This is a genomic window from Mycobacterium sp. (genome assembly GCF_004298145.1).
Classification (GTDB): Bacteria; Actinomycetota; Actinomycetes; order Mycobacteriales; family Mycobacteriaceae; genus Mycobacterium.
Map to the genome: position 1 here is coordinate 35,822 of NZ_SCRH01000015.1, position 15,545 is coordinate 51,366.

The window sequence follows — 15,545 nt, forward strand, 5'->3', positions numbered from 1 at the left end:
AGACTATCGCTGCTGCGGGCCAACCACACGTAACGGCGCCCGGGCGTCTCGCCGTCAGCCGGCGGGGGCCGTGTGGGGGTTCGGCGCGGCGGTGCTGTGGGTCCGATCCGAGGACCGCTGCAACAACCGCACGAAGTCGTCGATGGAGAGCGTCTCACCGCGACGGGCGGGGTCGATGCTGGCGGCCAGCAACCGATCCGCCGACTCGTTGCCCGAGCCGGCCCAGTCCACAAACGCGTTGCGTGAGGTCTTGCGGCGCTGACCGAACGCGATGTCCACCAGCTCGAACACCTGCCGGCGGAAAGCCTCGTCGGTGGGCCACGGCGAGGTCGCGTGTCGATCGATGCGAACCAACCCGGAATACACCCGGGGAATCGGCCAGAAGACGGTCGGCGACACCATGCCGCAACGGCGAACCCGGCCGAAGAAGCGAACCTTCACGCTGGGGACGCCGTACTCCTTGCCACCGGGTTCCGCGGCCAGACGTTCGGCCACCTCGGCCTGCACCATGACCGTCACGGTCCGGATGGACGGAAATTCGGCGAGCAGGTGCAACAGCGCCGGGACCGCGATGTTGTAGGGCAGGTTCGCGACCAGGGCGGTCGGCTGCACGGCCAGCTCGTCGCGGCGAAGGGTCAGGACGTCGCGGTTGAGCACGGTCAGGCGCTGGATTTCGCTGTGCGAGTGCTCGGCGACGGTGTGCGGCAGCCGTTCGGCCAGCAACGGATCGATTTCGACGGCGGTGACGGTGGCGCCGCGGTCGAGCAATGCCAGCGTCAACGAACCGAGGCCGGGACCGACTTCCAGGACATGGTCAGACCGACCGACTCCGGAGGTCGACACCACCCGGCGCACCGTATTGGCGTCGTGGACGAAATTCTGGCCGAGCGATTTCCGTGGCCGAAATTCAAGTTCTTTGGCCAGCCGCCTGATCTCGGTGCGCCCGAGTAGCCGGATGGTCAGCGCGCACCCGCTCTTCCGCTGCACACTGGCCATGCGCCCCAACCCTGGCGCTCTCGGGTCACCTCGGCGACGGTGATCTGCTCCTCACGGGTGGCGAGGTCGGCCCGGGAGGCGAACCGCAACCCGCCGTTTCGCTCCCACGTGCCCTGATCGAACTGCACACCGCCGTAGTACCCATTACCGGTGTTGATCGCCCAGTTTCCGCCGGCCTCACAGCCCGCGATCGAATCCCAGATGGAACCGTCACTGATCGCAGGCACATCGGTGCCGGGCTTGGTGCCGATGCGGACCACCGATTCACGGGCGGGCGTGATCACCGTGTTGGCGATCGGCAGCCGGCCGGTCTCGACTCCGTTGACCGTCGCCACCGAGAAGGTGACATCCTGCGTGCCCGGGCTACCCGGATCCTCGACCACCTGGCGGCTCATGTTCATCTCCGGATCTTCGATCCGACGCGCGTTGGGCGACAACGGGATCCGCTCGGTGACCTGCCGGATACGGTTGCGGGTCACCTGGAGTTCCATTCCGTCGACGATCGGCATCGTCGCGGTTGGTACCACCTGGTCGCTCTCGAGCAGTGGCGCGCCGGCGGCGCTGAGCAAGCCGGCGACATTCGGGGCGGCCAGATGCACCGTGCGTGTCGCGCCGCCGTCGTTGATGCGGACCGTCTTGGCGCTGACGACGGGCAGCGCCATCCCGGCCAGCGGAACGCGGCTGCCGCGGTTGGCCGCGGCCGGGGCGGTGTCGGTCATCGCCAGCTGGGCCAGCGCCTCGTCCACGGTGGACGCCGTGGTCCACACCTGCTTGGTGTCGTGGCCGTCCAGCGAGATCTGCAACGGGCGGCTGCGCCGCAACACGATCTTGCCGGCGTCGTGAACCGCGACATCGGCGGCGGGATACAGGTCGTCACGGTCGTCGATGACGAAACCGTTCTCCTCGACGACGTCGATGACGCGGGATTTCATGGTGGTCACCTGCATGGCGACGCCGTCGACGGTCAACGTCACCGTCTTGCACACCGAGATCGCATATCCGCCCGCGAATGCCAGGACTATCAGCAGCCCTCCGACCACGAGACGCAACATCGGCGAAGGATTCTGATGAAGTTTTGTCAATACACTCAACGCGCGTTACCCAACCCTCAACAACCCACTCAGTCAGCAGCAAGTCACAAATTAAGGGCCCGTAGGCCCAACCGTTCGATCACAAGACGGTAACGAACTGGCCAATGTTGGGCAACTCTGACGCGGTTGCGTTGAACAAATCGCCCCGGTCAGTCGCCTCACTGAGCGGCCAATCCGTACACCCTTCGGGCATTGCTCGTCGTGACCTGAGCCAGCTCTTCCGGGCGACGATCCACCAATTCGGCGATCGCCCGAACAGTATAAGGAAGGCAATAGGGCTCATTCGCCGTCCCCCGGTAGGGATGCGGCGTCAAAAACGGTGCATCGGTTTCCACCAGCAGCTGCTCCGGCGGTATCAACGGGACGGCTTCGCGCAGGGCGCGCGCGTTGCGGAAGCTGACCGTGCCGGACAGGCTCAGCAGCCAGCCGGCGTCCACGCAGCGCCGCGCCATGGTGGTGTCCGAGGAAAAGCAGTGGAAGATCACGACGTCCGGGGCGCCCTCGGCCGCCAGCACGTCGAGTACCTCGGCATCGGCCTCCCGATTGTGGATCATCAACGGTTTCCCCGTCCGCTTCGCCAGATCGATATGCCAGGCGAAGGCCTCCCGCTGCACGGCGGGCCCGGCGCAGCCGTCCAGCCGCCCGGGCCAATACATGTCCATGCCGGTCTCGCCGACCGCCACCACCCGGGGGTGGGCCACCAGTTGCTCGATTTCGGCGCGGGCGGCATCGGTGAGCGCGTCGGCGCGGGTCGGGTGCAGCGCCGTCGCGGCATAAACCCGCCGGTCCCACTCGGCGGCGCGGGTGACCCAGCGCGCCGAGTCGAGATCGTCGGCGATGGTGACGACGGCGCGCACGCCAACCGCCGCGGCGCGGTCGACGATGGCCCGCACTCCCTCGGCGTCGGCGGCGCCGCACGCGTCGAGGTGGGTGTGCGCGTCGACGAGCGGGCTCAACGGCTCTGGGGGCGGGGGCGGCTGGCGTTTGGAACTCACGCGCACACAATAGGGTGAACTGCGATGAGGCCGTATTACGTCACCACCGCAATCACCTACCCCAATGGCGATCCGCACATCGGGCACGCGTACGAATACATCGCCACCGACGCGATCGCCCGGTTCAAGCGGCTCGACGGGTTCGATGTGCGGTTTTTGACCGGCACCGACGAGCACGGCCTCAAGATGGTCGAGACGGCGGCGGCCGAGGGCATCGGTACGGCCGAGCTGGCCCGGCGCAACTCCGATGTGTTCCAGCGCCTGCAGGAGCGGTTGAACATCTCCTTCGACCGCTTCATCCGCACCACCGACCCCGACCACCACGAGGCATCCAAGGAGATCTGGCGGCGGATGGCGGCGGCCGGCGACATCTACCTGGACACCTACTCGGGCTGGTATTCGGTGCGCGATGAACGGTTCTTCGTCGAATCGGAAACCAGACTCCTCGAGGACGGGACCCGGACGGCCGTGGAGACCGGCGCCCCGGTGACCTGGACCGAGGAACAGACCTACTTCTTCCGGCTCTCGGCGTATACCGACAAGTTGCTCGCCCACTACGAGGCGAACCCGGACTTCATCGCGCCCGAGGTGCGACGCAACGAGGTCGTCAGCTTCGTCTCGGGCGGCCTGCGTGATCTGTCCATCTCGCGCACCTCGTTCGACTGGGGCGTGCACGTGCCCGAGCATCCCGATCACGTGATGTACGTCTGGGTCGACGCGCTGACCAACTACCTGACCGGGGTCGGCTACCCGGACACCGACGCGGAGATGTTCCGCCGCTATTGGCCGGCCGACCTACACATGATCGGCAAGGACATCATCCGGTTTCACACCGTGTACTGGCCGGCATTTTTGATGTCGGCCGGAATCGAGCTGCCGCGAAGGGTTTTCGCGCACGGGTTTCTGCTCAACCGTGGCGAGAAGATGAGCAAGTCGGTGGGCAACGTCGTCGATCCGGTCACCCTGATCGAGCAGTTCGGGGTGGATCAGGTGCGCTATTTCCTGTTGCGGGAGGTTCCGTTCGGCCAGGACGGCAGCTTCAGCGAAGAGGCCATCGTCACCCGGATCAACACCGATCTGGCCAATGAGCTGGGCAATCTGGCCCAGCGGTCGCTGTCGATGATCGCCAAGAACCTGGGCGGGGTGCTGCCCGAACCCGGTGACTTCACCGCCGCCGACACCGAACTGCTGACGACGGCCGACGGATTATTGGACCGTGTCCGCGCCGGTTTCGACGCGCAGGCCATGCACGTGGCGCTGGAAGCGATCTGGCTGATGCTCGGCGACGCCAACAGGTACTTCTCGGCGCAACAGCCGTGGGTCCTGCGGAAGAGCGAGTCGGCGGCGGATCAGAAGCGCTTCGCGACAGTGCTTTACACGACGTGCGAAGCGGTTCGCATTGCGGCGCTGTTGATTCAGCCGGTGATGCCCGATTCGGCGGGCAAGCTACTGGATCTGCTCGGCCAAACGCCCGAGCAGCGCGGCTTTGACGCCATCGGCACACGGTTGGCGCCCGGCACGGCGCTGCCGGCGCCGACCGGCGTCTTCCCCCGCTACCAGGTCGACTAGCTGGTTGCGAGGCGGACGCGAACGGTGACGCGCCCGTTGGCGTCTCGGTGAGCGATGGCATGTCCGGCCCGTTCCGCGCCGTCGAGGGTCAGCGTCACCGGGGCGCCATCGCCGACAAAGTTGCGCCACCACGTCTTGGCGTCGGGCATATTCGCGGCGATCTCGATAGCCTCGCCGCGGCGGCGGTAAGCCACCGGAATCGAAAACGTCCGCCCCGAACGCCGACCCGTGTAGGTGACAAGCGTGATGCTGCGCCCGATGCGTGCGCCGAAGCGCGGCGAGGCCGCTATTGCCGCGACCGGCGCGTTCAGAAGCGGAGCCCCGCGCATCAGCAGGCGCCCGACGTTCTTGCCTATCGTCACTGTCCCCATACCCCTTCCGGTTCAGATCAGTAGTGCCAGGCACAATCCTGCGACTGCCAGGCCCTGCAAGGTGGCCCTGATCGTGATCACCTTGTCCCAATTACGTTGCAGCGCTCGGGTATTGGTTGGCAGCTCGGGTCGATCGACCCCGGCAACGAGTTGGCGATTGATCGGCGCGCTCACGCGCAGGTAAACCAATAGCCACCCCAGCAGCAGGACGACGGAGGCACCGGCCGCGCCGGCCTGCGCCCAGCGGCCCGACGCCGCGGCGAATACCGCGCTGATCGCCGCGGCCACCACGCCGAGCACCCCGGGCACCGGCATCCGGCGGTCTCCGTAGCGATGAATGTTGCCCATCACCGCGAGCAGGGCCCGGTCGTCGATCCGGGCCAACGCGGGCCGCTGCACCAGCGCGCAGAACACGTCGGTGCCATAGACCACCGCGGTGCCCAGCACCGCGATGACCGCGAACAACGTGGCGATCATGATGCGCACTCCTCGTCGACGGCAGGTGCTAGCAACGCTAACCCCCAGATGTTCGCGTGTCAATAGTGATGCTATTTTCTATATCGGCGCTAGCATTACCGGATGGCCATCGAAGACCGCCGGGCACGCGAACGGGCCGCTCGTCGTCGGCTGATCACCGCGACCGCGCGCAAGCTGGCCGAGGAAGAGGGCTGGGACGCCGTCACCACCCGTCGGCTGTCCGCCGAGATCGAATACAGCCAACCGGTGCTCTACAAACACTTCTCGGGCATGGAGGACATCGCCGCGTCGGTCGCCCTGGAGGGATTCGGCGAACTCGCAGGCGCGCTCCGCACCGCGCGCGGGGGCGCCACCGACGGCCGGGATGCCCTGGCGCGAGTTGCCCGGGCCTTCATCGAGTTTGCCCGTGACAACCCCGCACTGTTCGACGCGATGTTCACCCGCGCCACCACGCTGCCGTTCGCCGCCGCGGAAACCCCGGCCGAGCTGACGGCGGCGTTCGCCGAACTGCGCGCGGCGGTGGACATGGTCGCGGGCCCGCGGGACCCCGACACGCTGACCGAGGTGGTGTGGGCCGCCCTGCACGGCCTGGTCACCCTGGACCGCGGCGGGCGGTTACGCCCGAACCATCACGCCGCCCGCGTCGACATCCTGGTCAGCGGGTTCTGCGGCGCCGCCACACCGTCGACGTGAGGCCGGTGATACCGGCTCCTCGCACGCTCGCACAGCGGCGGAGTCAAAGGGGTGTGACCGGCCGTCGGAATCCCGGACAATTCGGTTGCGGATCAAGCGAGTTCAACGACACCGTCAAATCCGTCCGGCAAAGCCTCCAACATATCCACTGCGATGGACCATAATCGGGCTGTGGAACGACGCCAGAACCGGCAACAGAGCCAATCACCGATGACGACCTTGAAGGAGCTACCCGCACTGGTGGTGCTGGAACGGATCCCCGTGCCCGTGCTGGCCATCGGGGACGACGGCAGTATCTTGTTCGCCAACACCGCATTTGCCGACATGATGGGCTACGAGCCGGACGAGGCCCTGTCGCTGCGCTTCGAACAGATCTTCCATCAGGCCCCGGCGTCGGAATCACTGCTGGCGACCGTCCACGCCCTCGCGAACATGGTCGTCGAACTGGCGCACAAGGACGGTTCGGTGGTGCGCGCGATGATGAGCAAGTCCGCGGTGCGGCGGGTTGATGATCAGTTCGCGCTTGCCGCGTTCCAGGATCTGACCGAGCAGCTCTGGGAGGAAGCGCGCTAGCGTCCTCGGTGAGCGCGGGCCGCCGCGACGGACGTCCCGCGTCGGCGCGGCAGAGCACCGGAGACCATCAGCCGGAAGTAGCCGAAGGACGAATCGCCGCCCACCGCCAGTCGCGGCAACGCCAGCGGATCGCCGCGGCGATCGGCGAATCCCGGAGTGGTGGACAACGCCCAGCGAACCGCGCGGCGGCGTAACACGTCCTTGGCTCGGGCGTCGAAATCTTGTGCCCGTCCATTCGGGTAGGCGAAAACCGTTGGCGCCACGCCCGTCTCACGTTCGATCGCCACGCAGGAATCCGTGATCTCCCGCTCGACCTTGTCGTCCGGGCAACGGGCGAGGATCGGGTGGGTGACGGTGTGCGGATACAGCGTCACCAAAGGGTCCTCGGCCATTTCACGCACTTGGTCCCAGGTGAGCATCCGGAACGGGCCACCGTCCGGGTCGTCGCCGTATCCGAGTGCACCGAGCACGTCGCCCAGCACCGCCATTCGTTCCGCGTCGGCAAGGTCTTTCAACGCCTCAACCGCTGCCGCGTAAACCCTGCCGCGCTGGGAGTTGCCGTCGAGCGAACACGTTCCTAATCCCAGTGCGGCCAAATCGACTTCGGTCGCCACGCTGCGGGCGATCGCCAGCCACAGCCGGTCGGGCCACAAGGTTTCGGCGGTGCCGATCGGGCCCGTCGCCAGGAACACCGCCGCGGGCAGGTTCATTTCGCGCAGCACCGGCATCGCGTGTGTCGCGAGGTTGCGGGTGCCGTCGTCGAACGTGATCGCCATCGCGCGCGGCGGCAACGTACCGGCCGCCAGCCGAACCAGCGCATCCTCGAGTGCCAGGACGTTGAAATGCCTACGGATGTACTCCAATTGGCGCCGGTACAGCGCCGAGCTACCGACATGGCGGCAGGCCGGCGACAGCGGTTGGTCTTCCACGCCGTGGAACATCACGATGGCGAGCGCGTCGCGGTGCCGTCGCCGGGCCAGCGCCGGAACCCCGGCGGCGCACAGCAATCCGGCGGCCACGTTCTTGATGGCCGTGCGCGTCGCGATGCCTTTGACTCGTGCCATCAATTGTCGAACTCTATCGGCGCCGCCATGATTCGCGCCTGACGCGCCATACGATCACCCCGGCGCCGACGACGGCCACAGCGACCCAACCTGCGCCGAACCACCACAGCCAGTCGAGATCCGAATGGCCTCCGGCTCCCGCGGCCGCCGCACCGGCGGCCAACGGCGGATGATCGACGGTCACCGGGTCTTGTCCGGGCACCGACACCACCGCAACGCCTTTGAGCCGCTGCCAGTGCTTGTTGTTGTCGCCCTTGAGCCACCTGATCAGCTCGTCAAGCTGTCCGGGCGCCCCGTTGGACGTCGCGATCAGGAGTGACCGGCCGCGATGGAAGACCGTTTGGAGAGAGGCGAACCGCAACACCGGGTCCAGCGTGAGCTTGGTGGGCTTGTCGCCGGGCCCGACGGCGTTGACGGTGATCGGACCGCTGGGCCCGGCGCCCACCGGGAGCGTCACGTCGGACTCATTCCACCCGTCGGCGGAAATCAGCAATGCGGGATTCGACGAGTCGATCGCCTGCTTCACGCTGGTGACCGTGGTGTCGATCGGTATCGAGCTGATTCGCTGCAGGCCCACCATGATGTCGAGCGCGCGCACCGTGTCGATCAACGAGTGCTCCGCGACGCCCACCTGAACGCGGGGCATCAGGGTCTGCGGCACCGATTGAAAACCGTCCGGCACCGGAGGCGCGGCGGGACTGCTCGAAACGATGCTGTCGCCGCTGATGTTCAACGTGAGCAACTGATTTCCGGGTCCGGCGGTGTAAAAATCTCCGCAGTGCCCGATGTTGCCGGCGACATCGAGCACCAAATCAACGCTGGTGTAGCGCTGTAGCAGCCGATCCGGCACGTCGACCCAGCGGTCGATGTTGCCATGGCCGTCGGTCGGCCAGTGGTCGATGGTCTCCGGACCGACCGTGACGGCGATCTGGCCGCCGATATTGTTCGGCGTCGGCGTGTATGACCCCTGCAGATGCACCCGCACCGAGTGAACGGATCTGCCGAACCGGGTCTGGTCGAGTCCGATCGACACCCGCGGTTGCAGGGAGGTGGAGTTGGCAACGGACTGGCCCAGTTCACGCAGCGTGGCGGTGTCACCCGGAAATTGCGGTTTGGGCCTGGGCGATTCCACCGAGGCCCGCGACGACAGGGCCAGATCCGACAGGTTGCTGAACAACAGGGCCGTGTCCGATTCGTCGGTTCGGTTCAGCGACCCCGAGATCAACAGCCACGGCACACCGGAGGGGCCCTGCAGGGAAAGCCCGTTGTCCGGGCCCTCTTTGATGACAACCTGGCGCTCCAGCGATTGCGGCGGCGACGGCGGCGCCGCCTGCCCTTCCTGCAGCGGGACCACCACGATCTCGGGGGCCTGCTTGCCGTAATGCGCGGCGGCGGAAGTGGCCAGCTGAATCGCCGTGTCGGACTCGGCTGTTGACGGCGATTGCGGCAGATATACGGTCAGCTTCCGCAGCACCGGCGGCAAGAAATGGGACACCGTGGTGGGCGGCAGTTCGGTGCCCGCGTAGTTGACCGTCCCGTTGGCCAGCCGCAGAGGACTCTCCGGGTACAGGCAAAATCCGTCCAACGGCACCAGATATGCCCGCAACGTCACCGTCAGCCAGTTGTCGATCACCTCTGCTCCGGCCAGAGGGATGACGATCGGCGCCTGATCGGTGTTGGGCAGGTTCAGCCTGGCGATGGTGCGCTCGCCCTGCGTCACGGCGAGCAGCCCGGACCGCAGATTGATCGGCAATTCGACGGTCGCGTTCATCGCCGTCGGGGTCAGCCCGTGCAGGACCGGAAGGGACAGTTGCTGGCTGCTCGTCAGTCCCCAGAACTCCACGGTGGCGGACGAACCAACGTCGGTCATCGACAACGTCGTCGTCGCCGTCGTCGTCGCCGTCGTCGCGGTCGTCGAGTCCGCCGGGGCAGTCGGGTCGGCCGGCGCACCCCATGATGCCGGAGCACTCATCACCAAGAAACCGACGACACCGGCCAGTGCGATTGCTCGGCCGAAAGATTTCCGGAACATCACCGGAACAGTATGCATTGTTGAAAGCGCTTCAACCCCAATAACGGAAACGCCGTTGCGGTGACCGCGAAAAGCTATCGCGCACCACCTCTTCGAGATCCCGCCGGCGTCGATTACCCCGGCCCGGACCGCCATGAAGCGACGGCTCTCACCGAAAGCTAATCGGTTTCCGCCACCCCGGTTGCGTCGTCGCGGTGAACGTCAGCAGCCGCGGTATGGCGCATCACTTCGCGCCGCAGAAATTGCTGGAAGTAGGGCAGCGACGCTTCCGAGGCGATGCCGGGCAGCAGGAGCTCCCATATCTGATGCAACCGCGCGAAGGGGTCGCCGATGACGTCCCCGATTCTGCCGTGGCTGGATATCGCGATCGCTACCAACCGGGCCCCGGATATGGTGCCGATGATCGACGCGCTGAGCACATCGGCGTCGATGTCGCTCCGGAGGTCTCCTTCCTTGACCGCGCGGCGCGCCTCCTGAGCGGTCTCCAATACCAAGTTGGCGTAGAAGCGGGAAGCGGCCCCGTTGAATCCGCTTAACGCAGTGGCCAATTGCGCGGCCGCCCGGGCCATTTTGTCTGAGCCCAACACGTCGATGAGCGTGAATGAGCCGTGCACAATGTTTTCCAGCCCCGGCGATGACGACTTACAGACATTTCGATAGGCGCCCAGAAGCGTGTCGGAGCCTTCTTCGATGATGTTCGAGGCCAACGATTCTTTGGAATCAAAGTGGTGATAGAGGGCGCCTTTGGTCATTCCTGTCCGCTCGATGATCGTGCTCCAGCCGGCGGCCGCGTACCCGACCTCGCCGAACACCTCGATCGCGGCGTCGAAAATTTTTCGCCGAGTGGCTTCAGACCGAACCTGGCGCGGCATCGCCGCTGCACCTCCGGAGTCTCGTCGGATGTGCGGATCGCCTGCTTTCGCTGTTACTGCGCGTCGGCATCGTCTGAACTGGTGTTGACGGCGAGCGCCGCACGCCGCCTGAGGAATTGGCGGAAATAGTCGGTGCGGTCCGGTTGCAGAATCCCGGTGAGCAGCAAGGACCAGCACTTCTCCAAGTCGAGCAGGAACCGCTCCGGGTCGTCCAGATCGCTGGTCTTTCGCAGTCCCATGTGCAGCGAGACCATCATGCGGCCGATGTCCTGCGGGTCGCACTGCTCGCTGATGTCGCCCTCGGCCTTGGCTTGCTCCGCGACTCTGGCCAGGGCTTTGATCCATCGGCCGAACAACCTGTCCTGGATCCCGTCCGTCAGACCGACCGACTCCATCAGATTCATGCCCGATCTGACGAGGTCCGTCTTGATGTCCTGGATCGCGATCAGATACGAGAAGTCGATGAGCGTCTCGAGGCCCGAGAGCCCGCGCGACAGCACATCCCGTACGCCGACCGCGCCGGCCTCGACCTGGCTGTCGATGATGGCGACCGCCAACGCGTGCTTCGACTTGAAGTGGAAGTACATCGCGCCCTTGGTCAGTTCGGCCTCGGCGAGGATGTCGTCGAGGCCGACGTCGTGGTAGGGGCGTCGGGCGAACTGATGCGACGCGGCCCGCAGAATCTGTTGCCGGGTCGCGTCCGCGCGTCCATCAGTCGAGTGTGTCGTCATCGCAATCGTGAGCTCAGTTCCCCCGCGGCGGGGGTTGTGGCGCACGTCGTGTCGCCGAGGCGGACGGCGCGGGCCGTGCCGTCCGCCCTTCTATCGAATGACGCCTTGCTCAAGCAGGGCACACATACCTCGGTTCGTCAGGGGCTCTTCAGGGGCTCTTCAGGGATTGCGAGCGAACACGCGCCCGTGCCGCTCTAGATGGCTTACCCATTCCCGAGGTTAGCAGTCATACGGCTGTCCCGGTTGACGGTCGTGTGAATACCTGAGGTTTACGTCACACCGCGTTGTGAAACTATTAGTATGTTTTATACGCTATTGTGCGATAGTCAGTTTGTATCGGGCATCTAGACCGTCTCGACCGTCCGTACCGCGCAAAGGAGAAGCACATGCCCCCTCTCACCACGCCTTACTTGGGCCGCGTGGTGAGAGGGGGCATGACCGCGGCGCTCGCCTCCCCGCCGGCCGCGGGGACCAACGGCCTCTGCGGTCATGGACCAAAGGCCTCAAGGCGAGGGCTAATGCCTCTTAGTTTGGAATTAGGGTATTTCACATACTCAAAGTATGGATTTATCGATTGCGTTGATCTCAGGGAATGCTCCGGGCGCACCGGTCGCAACGCTGCTCTCGACGCCACTCGAGACGGGGCGGCCCTGACGTGATCGATTTCGGAGCGCTTCCCCCGGAGATCAACTCCACGCGAATGTACGCCGGTCCGGGCCCCTTCTCGCTGATGGCCGCGGGAGTGGCCTGGGATGCCTTGGCCGCCGAACTGCACGCCGCGGCAAGTTGCTACCGCTCGGTGATCGCCGGTTTGACCACAGGACGTTGGTTGGGACCCTCTTCGCTGTCCATGGCCTCCGCATACGCGCCATACATGGCGTGGATGGCCGGGGCCGCCGCGCGCGCCGCGGAGTCCGCAGGTCAAGCCAGACTCGCCGTGGAGGTTTTCGAGGCGGCCTTCGCCATGACCGTCCCGCCCCCGGCGGTCGCCGCCAACCGGGCACAGCTCGCGACGCTGGTCGCGACCAACTTCCTGGGGCAGAACTCGGCGGCGATCGCGGCCACCGAAGCCGAGTACGGCGAGATGTGGGCGCAGGACGCCGCGGCGATGTACGCGTACGCCGCGGGTTCGGCGGCCGCGTGCGAAGTGACACCGTTCAGCCCGGCGCCGAACGTGACCAACGAGAGCGGGGCGGCCCAGCAGGCGGCCGCGGTGGGGCGGGCCACCTCGGAAAGCGAGCAGGCGAATCTGGCCCACGTGGTGTCCAAGGTCCCCAACACGCTGCACCGGCTTTCCTCGCCGATGAAATCCGGGAGCACCCTCCTCGGCGATGGCAGCGGTATCGGCGCGAGTGGTGGAGGCACGGGGGTCACGTCGGGAAGCTCGGCCGCGTCAGACGCGATTTCGAGCATGATGTCCCAACTGCCCAATACCGCGGCCACGTATTTCATGGCGGGCGCGACCCCGCTGTATGGGATGTCCTCCATCCTCGGCATGGCCCAGACCGCTCAGGGCCTGGCCAAAGCCGCCAGCGACGGGGCCATGGCGGTCGCGGGCACCGCGTCGGGGGCCGCGAGCGCGGTCAGTTCGGGTGCGGGCGCGCTCGGTTCACTCGGGTCCGGCGTATTCGGCAGCCTCGGCAGTGCGGCCTCGTTGGGGCCGTTGGCGGTCCCGGCGAGCTGGACCAGCGTCATTCCGGCGGCCAACAGCGCCGTGTCGGCGTTGCCGGCCATCAACCTTGCCGGCGCGAACGTGCCGCCCAGCGTCATGGGCTCGCTCCCCCGCCTGGCGGCTACCTCGGGCAAGACGCTCGGACCCCGGTACGGCGTGATCCCCACCGTGATGACACGCCCGCTGTCCGCCGGATACGCGTAGGCCATCCCGTGCGGGGACAGGTGTTCATGAAGGCCCGGTGCAGGAGAAGGAGCGGTAAGTGAAGTACACGCCCACCAAGGTCGCCGGGGTGACAATCATCGACTTGGAACTCGACCGCGACCATCGCGGGTTTTCCTCACGTGCGTACTGCGCCCGCGACTTCGCCAATCACGGGCTGGAATTTGATGTCGCACAGACGAATATCTTCTTCAACTACACCCGTGGCACCGTGCGCGGTCTGTACCGCCGGATGCCGCCACACGCCGAGGCCAAATTGCTCCGCTGCACCCGCGGTGCCATCGTCGCCGTCGCCGCCGACGTCCGCCCCGACTCGCTGAACTACGGCGACCACGTGCTGGTGGAGCTGAACGCCGACGACCACCGGACCCTGTTCTTGCCCCCGTACGTCGCCCACGGCTTCCAGACGCAGATCGACGACACCGAGGTCACCTATCACGTCAGCGGTCAGTATGTGATGGCCGACGAGCAGGGGATCCGCTGGGACGACCCCGAATTCGGGATCTCGTGGCCGCTACCGGTCACGGTCATCTCCGAGCAAGACGCGAGCTGGCCCTCGCGCACATCCAGGTTGGCACCAGTGGAGCAGGTGGCGTCATGCGTCAGTCGGTGATCATTCCCAACACGGTGGATGTCGTGCAGCCCAGCTGGCGGCAGCTCAAGGCCTGGCCGGCCGGCATGACCGCGTCGCATCGCAACGAGACCAACACCCGGCCGGCACCCGCACGTCCGGTGCTCCCGGTCGCCGGCACCGCCCTACGGCGCTGGCAGGACCAATACTCGCAGCATCTGCGCAGCAGCGACTCGGTGATCGTCTGTGTGTCAGTACTGCTCGCCCAGTACGTCCGGTTCGGGGAGATCGCGAACACGTCGGGTTACTCGGACCCGACGATGACGCTGTTTTCCTTCCTGTTCGCTGCGCTGTGGCTGTCGGCGCTCGCGGTATTCCAGACGCGCTCAACGCGAATCATCGGCTCGGGCATCGAGGAGTACCGGCGCATCGGCACCGCGTCGTTCTGGACGTTCGGAATCATCGCCATGGCGACGTTGCTCGCCAACATAAATCTCGCCCGCGGCTATCTGGCGATCGCGCTTCCCGTCGGCACCATGGGACTGCTGGCGAGCCGTAGCGTGTGGCGAAAGCGCATCTGCCGCAAGCGCGTCCAGGGCGAATGCCAGACCCGTGTTTTGGCGATCGGAGACCGGCAGTCGGTTTCGCACCTCGCGCATGAGCTGTCCCGCAATCCGGCGGCCGGGTGCGTCGTGGTCGGTGTCTGCATTCCCGGTTACGGGCCGGCCCGCGGCAACACCCTGACGATCGGGGGCCGTCAGGTTCCGATCCTCGGCGACCAAACCCACGTGGCCACCGCGATCGACAGCTGCGGCGCGGACACCGTGGCGGTGACGCAGACGGATCACTTTGGGATGCACGGCATCAGGGAGCTGCTGTGGCAGCTGGAGACGCTGGACGTCGACCTGGTGGTGTCTCCCGGCGTGATGGACGTGACCGAGGCGCGGTTGACCCTGCGCCTGACCGGCGGGTTGCCGCTGCTGCATGTCGACAAGCCGCAATACGAAGGGGCGCACCGCTTTCAGAAGCAGGCCTTCGATTTCGTGTTCTCGCTGGCGGCGCTGGTCGGCACGGCACCGATTCTCATCGCCGCCGCCATCGCCATCAAGCTGACCAGCAAGGGGCCCGTCTTCTACCCGTCGGAACGCATCGGCGTCGACGGAAAACCGTTCACGATGCTGAAGTTCCGCACGATGACCGACGGTGCGGACACACAGCTCCAACACCTGCTGGCCCGCAATGAAGGCGCCGGCGGCATGCTCTTCAAGATGCGCCAGGACCCCCGGGTCACCCCCGTCGGCAGAGTCCTTCGCCGGTACAGCATCGATGAGCTCCCGCAATTCATCAACGTCCTCACGGGGGACATGAGCGTCGTCGGGCCGCGGCCCCCGTTGCGACGCGAAGTCGACAACTATGACGGCGAGGTCAAGCGCCGGTTGCTGGTGAAGCCGGGCGTCAGCGGGCTGTGGCAGGTGAGCGGCCGGTCGGACCTTTCCTGGGAAGAGTCGGTGCGGCTGGACCTGTCGTATGTCGACAACTGGTCGATGTCGGGTGATCTGATGATTATCGCCAAGACGGTGAAAGCGGTTTTAACGAGCCACGGAGCCTATTAGGCT

The 15,545-nt window shown here is 66.1% G+C and carries 15 protein-coding genes; 6 read left to right on the forward strand and 9 right to left on the reverse strand.

Annotated features, from left to right (window positions below):
• Positions 1-54 precede the first annotated feature (54 nt).
• From rsmA to EPN51_RS05790, 3 genes are all read right to left on the reverse strand, one after another.
• Positions 55-987: a 16S rRNA (adenine(1518)-N(6)/adenine(1519)-N(6))-dimethyltransferase RsmA gene (gene rsmA, locus EPN51_RS05780; RefSeq protein WP_293038950.1), complete on the reverse strand. Its 933-nt coding sequence runs from the start codon at positions 985-987 to the stop codon at positions 55-57.
• Entirely contained in the window at positions 960-2,087 is a 1,128-nt protein-coding gene (locus tag EPN51_RS05785; RefSeq protein WP_293038503.1) for a resuscitation-promoting factor, read from the reverse strand. The genes rsmA and EPN51_RS05785 overlap by 28 nt, the downstream gene beginning before the upstream one ends.
• Before the next feature lie 158 nt (positions 2,088-2,245).
• Positions 2,246-3,088, reverse strand: coding sequence for a TatD family hydrolase (locus EPN51_RS05790; protein ID WP_293038506.1), 843 nt, complete (start codon positions 3,086-3,088; stop codon positions 2,246-2,248).
• Positions 3,089-3,106: 18 nt separating this feature from the next.
• On the opposite strand from EPN51_RS05790, the gene metG reads away from it, so the two are divergent.
• The gene (gene metG / locus EPN51_RS05795) at positions 3,107-4,651 is read left to right on the forward strand and encodes a methionine--tRNA ligase (protein WP_293038508.1); all 1,545 of its coding nucleotides are present in this window, start codon (positions 3,107-3,109) and stop codon (positions 4,649-4,651) included.
• Here the strand turns inward: metG and EPN51_RS05800 are convergent.
• Together EPN51_RS05800 and EPN51_RS05805 are read right to left on the reverse strand one after the other, a co-directional pair.
• Positions 4,648-5,013, reverse strand: a complete 366-nt coding sequence (locus EPN51_RS05800) for a nitroreductase/quinone reductase family protein (protein ID WP_293038511.1) — start codon at positions 5,011-5,013, stop codon at positions 4,648-4,650. The two genes, metG and EPN51_RS05800, sit on opposite strands and share 4 nt — an antisense overlap.
• A 21-nt stretch (positions 5,014-5,034) precedes the next feature.
• Positions 5,035-5,508, reverse strand: a complete 474-nt coding sequence (locus EPN51_RS05805; RefSeq protein ID WP_293038513.1) for a DUF1772 domain-containing protein — start codon at positions 5,506-5,508, stop codon at positions 5,035-5,037.
• 93 nt (positions 5,509-5,601) lie between these two features.
• Between EPN51_RS05805 and EPN51_RS05810 the strand changes: the two genes are divergently transcribed.
• Together EPN51_RS05810 and EPN51_RS05815 are read left to right on the forward strand one after the other, a co-directional pair.
• Positions 5,602-6,192: a TetR/AcrR family transcriptional regulator gene (locus tag EPN51_RS05810; RefSeq protein ID WP_293038516.1), complete on the forward strand. Its 591-nt coding sequence runs from the start codon at positions 5,602-5,604 to the stop codon at positions 6,190-6,192.
• A gap of 210 nt (positions 6,193-6,402) precedes the next feature.
• On the forward strand, positions 6,403-6,765 hold the full coding sequence (locus tag EPN51_RS05815; protein ID WP_293038518.1) for a PAS domain-containing protein: 363 nt from the start codon (positions 6,403-6,405) through the stop codon (positions 6,763-6,765).
• Here EPN51_RS05815 and EPN51_RS05820 read toward each other — a convergent pair.
• The 4 genes from EPN51_RS05820 to EPN51_RS05835 all read right to left on the reverse strand — a co-directional run bounded on the left by EPN51_RS05820 (position 6,762) and on the right by EPN51_RS05835 (position 11,464).
• Positions 6,762-7,829 (reverse strand): polysaccharide deacetylase family protein, encoded by a 1,068-nt coding sequence (locus EPN51_RS05820; RefSeq protein ID WP_293038521.1) that lies wholly within the window; start codon positions 7,827-7,829, stop codon positions 6,762-6,764. The genes EPN51_RS05815 and EPN51_RS05820 overlap by 4 nt on opposite strands.
• A 13-nt stretch (positions 7,830-7,842) precedes the next feature.
• A complete protein-coding gene (locus EPN51_RS05825) occupies positions 7,843-9,879 on the reverse strand; it encodes a hypothetical protein (protein ID WP_293038523.1) in 2,037 nt (678 codons plus the stop codon).
• A gap of 140 nt (positions 9,880-10,019) precedes the next feature.
• Positions 10,020-10,733 carry a TetR/AcrR family transcriptional regulator gene (locus EPN51_RS05830; protein ID WP_293038953.1) on the reverse strand — a complete coding sequence of 238 codons (714 nt, stop codon included), beginning with the start codon at positions 10,731-10,733 and terminating at the stop codon, positions 10,020-10,022.
• A 53-nt stretch (positions 10,734-10,786) separates the two neighbouring features.
• Complete coding sequence (locus tag EPN51_RS05835; protein WP_293038525.1) at positions 10,787-11,464, reverse strand: TetR/AcrR family transcriptional regulator; 678 nt, start codon at positions 11,462-11,464, stop codon at positions 10,787-10,789.
• Positions 11,465-12,119: 655 nt separating this feature from the next.
• Here EPN51_RS05835 and EPN51_RS05840 point away from each other — a divergent pair.
• From EPN51_RS05840 to EPN51_RS05850, 3 genes are read left to right on the forward strand one after another with little or no spacing between them, the layout of a single operon-like run.
• Entirely contained in the window at positions 12,120-13,340 is a 1,221-nt protein-coding gene (locus EPN51_RS05840) for a PPE family protein (protein WP_293038528.1), read from the forward strand.
• Between the two features lie 58 nt (positions 13,341-13,398).
• Positions 13,399-13,971 carry a dTDP-4-dehydrorhamnose 3,5-epimerase family protein gene (locus tag EPN51_RS05845; protein WP_293038530.1) on the forward strand — a complete coding sequence of 191 codons (573 nt, stop codon included), beginning with the start codon at positions 13,399-13,401 and terminating at the stop codon, positions 13,969-13,971.
• Entirely contained in the window at positions 13,956-15,542 is a 1,587-nt protein-coding gene (locus EPN51_RS05850) for a sugar transferase (RefSeq protein ID WP_293038533.1), read from the forward strand. Before EPN51_RS05845 ends, EPN51_RS05850 begins: the two co-directional genes overlap by 16 nt.
• The last annotated feature ends 3 nt before the right edge of the window (positions 15,543-15,545 follow it).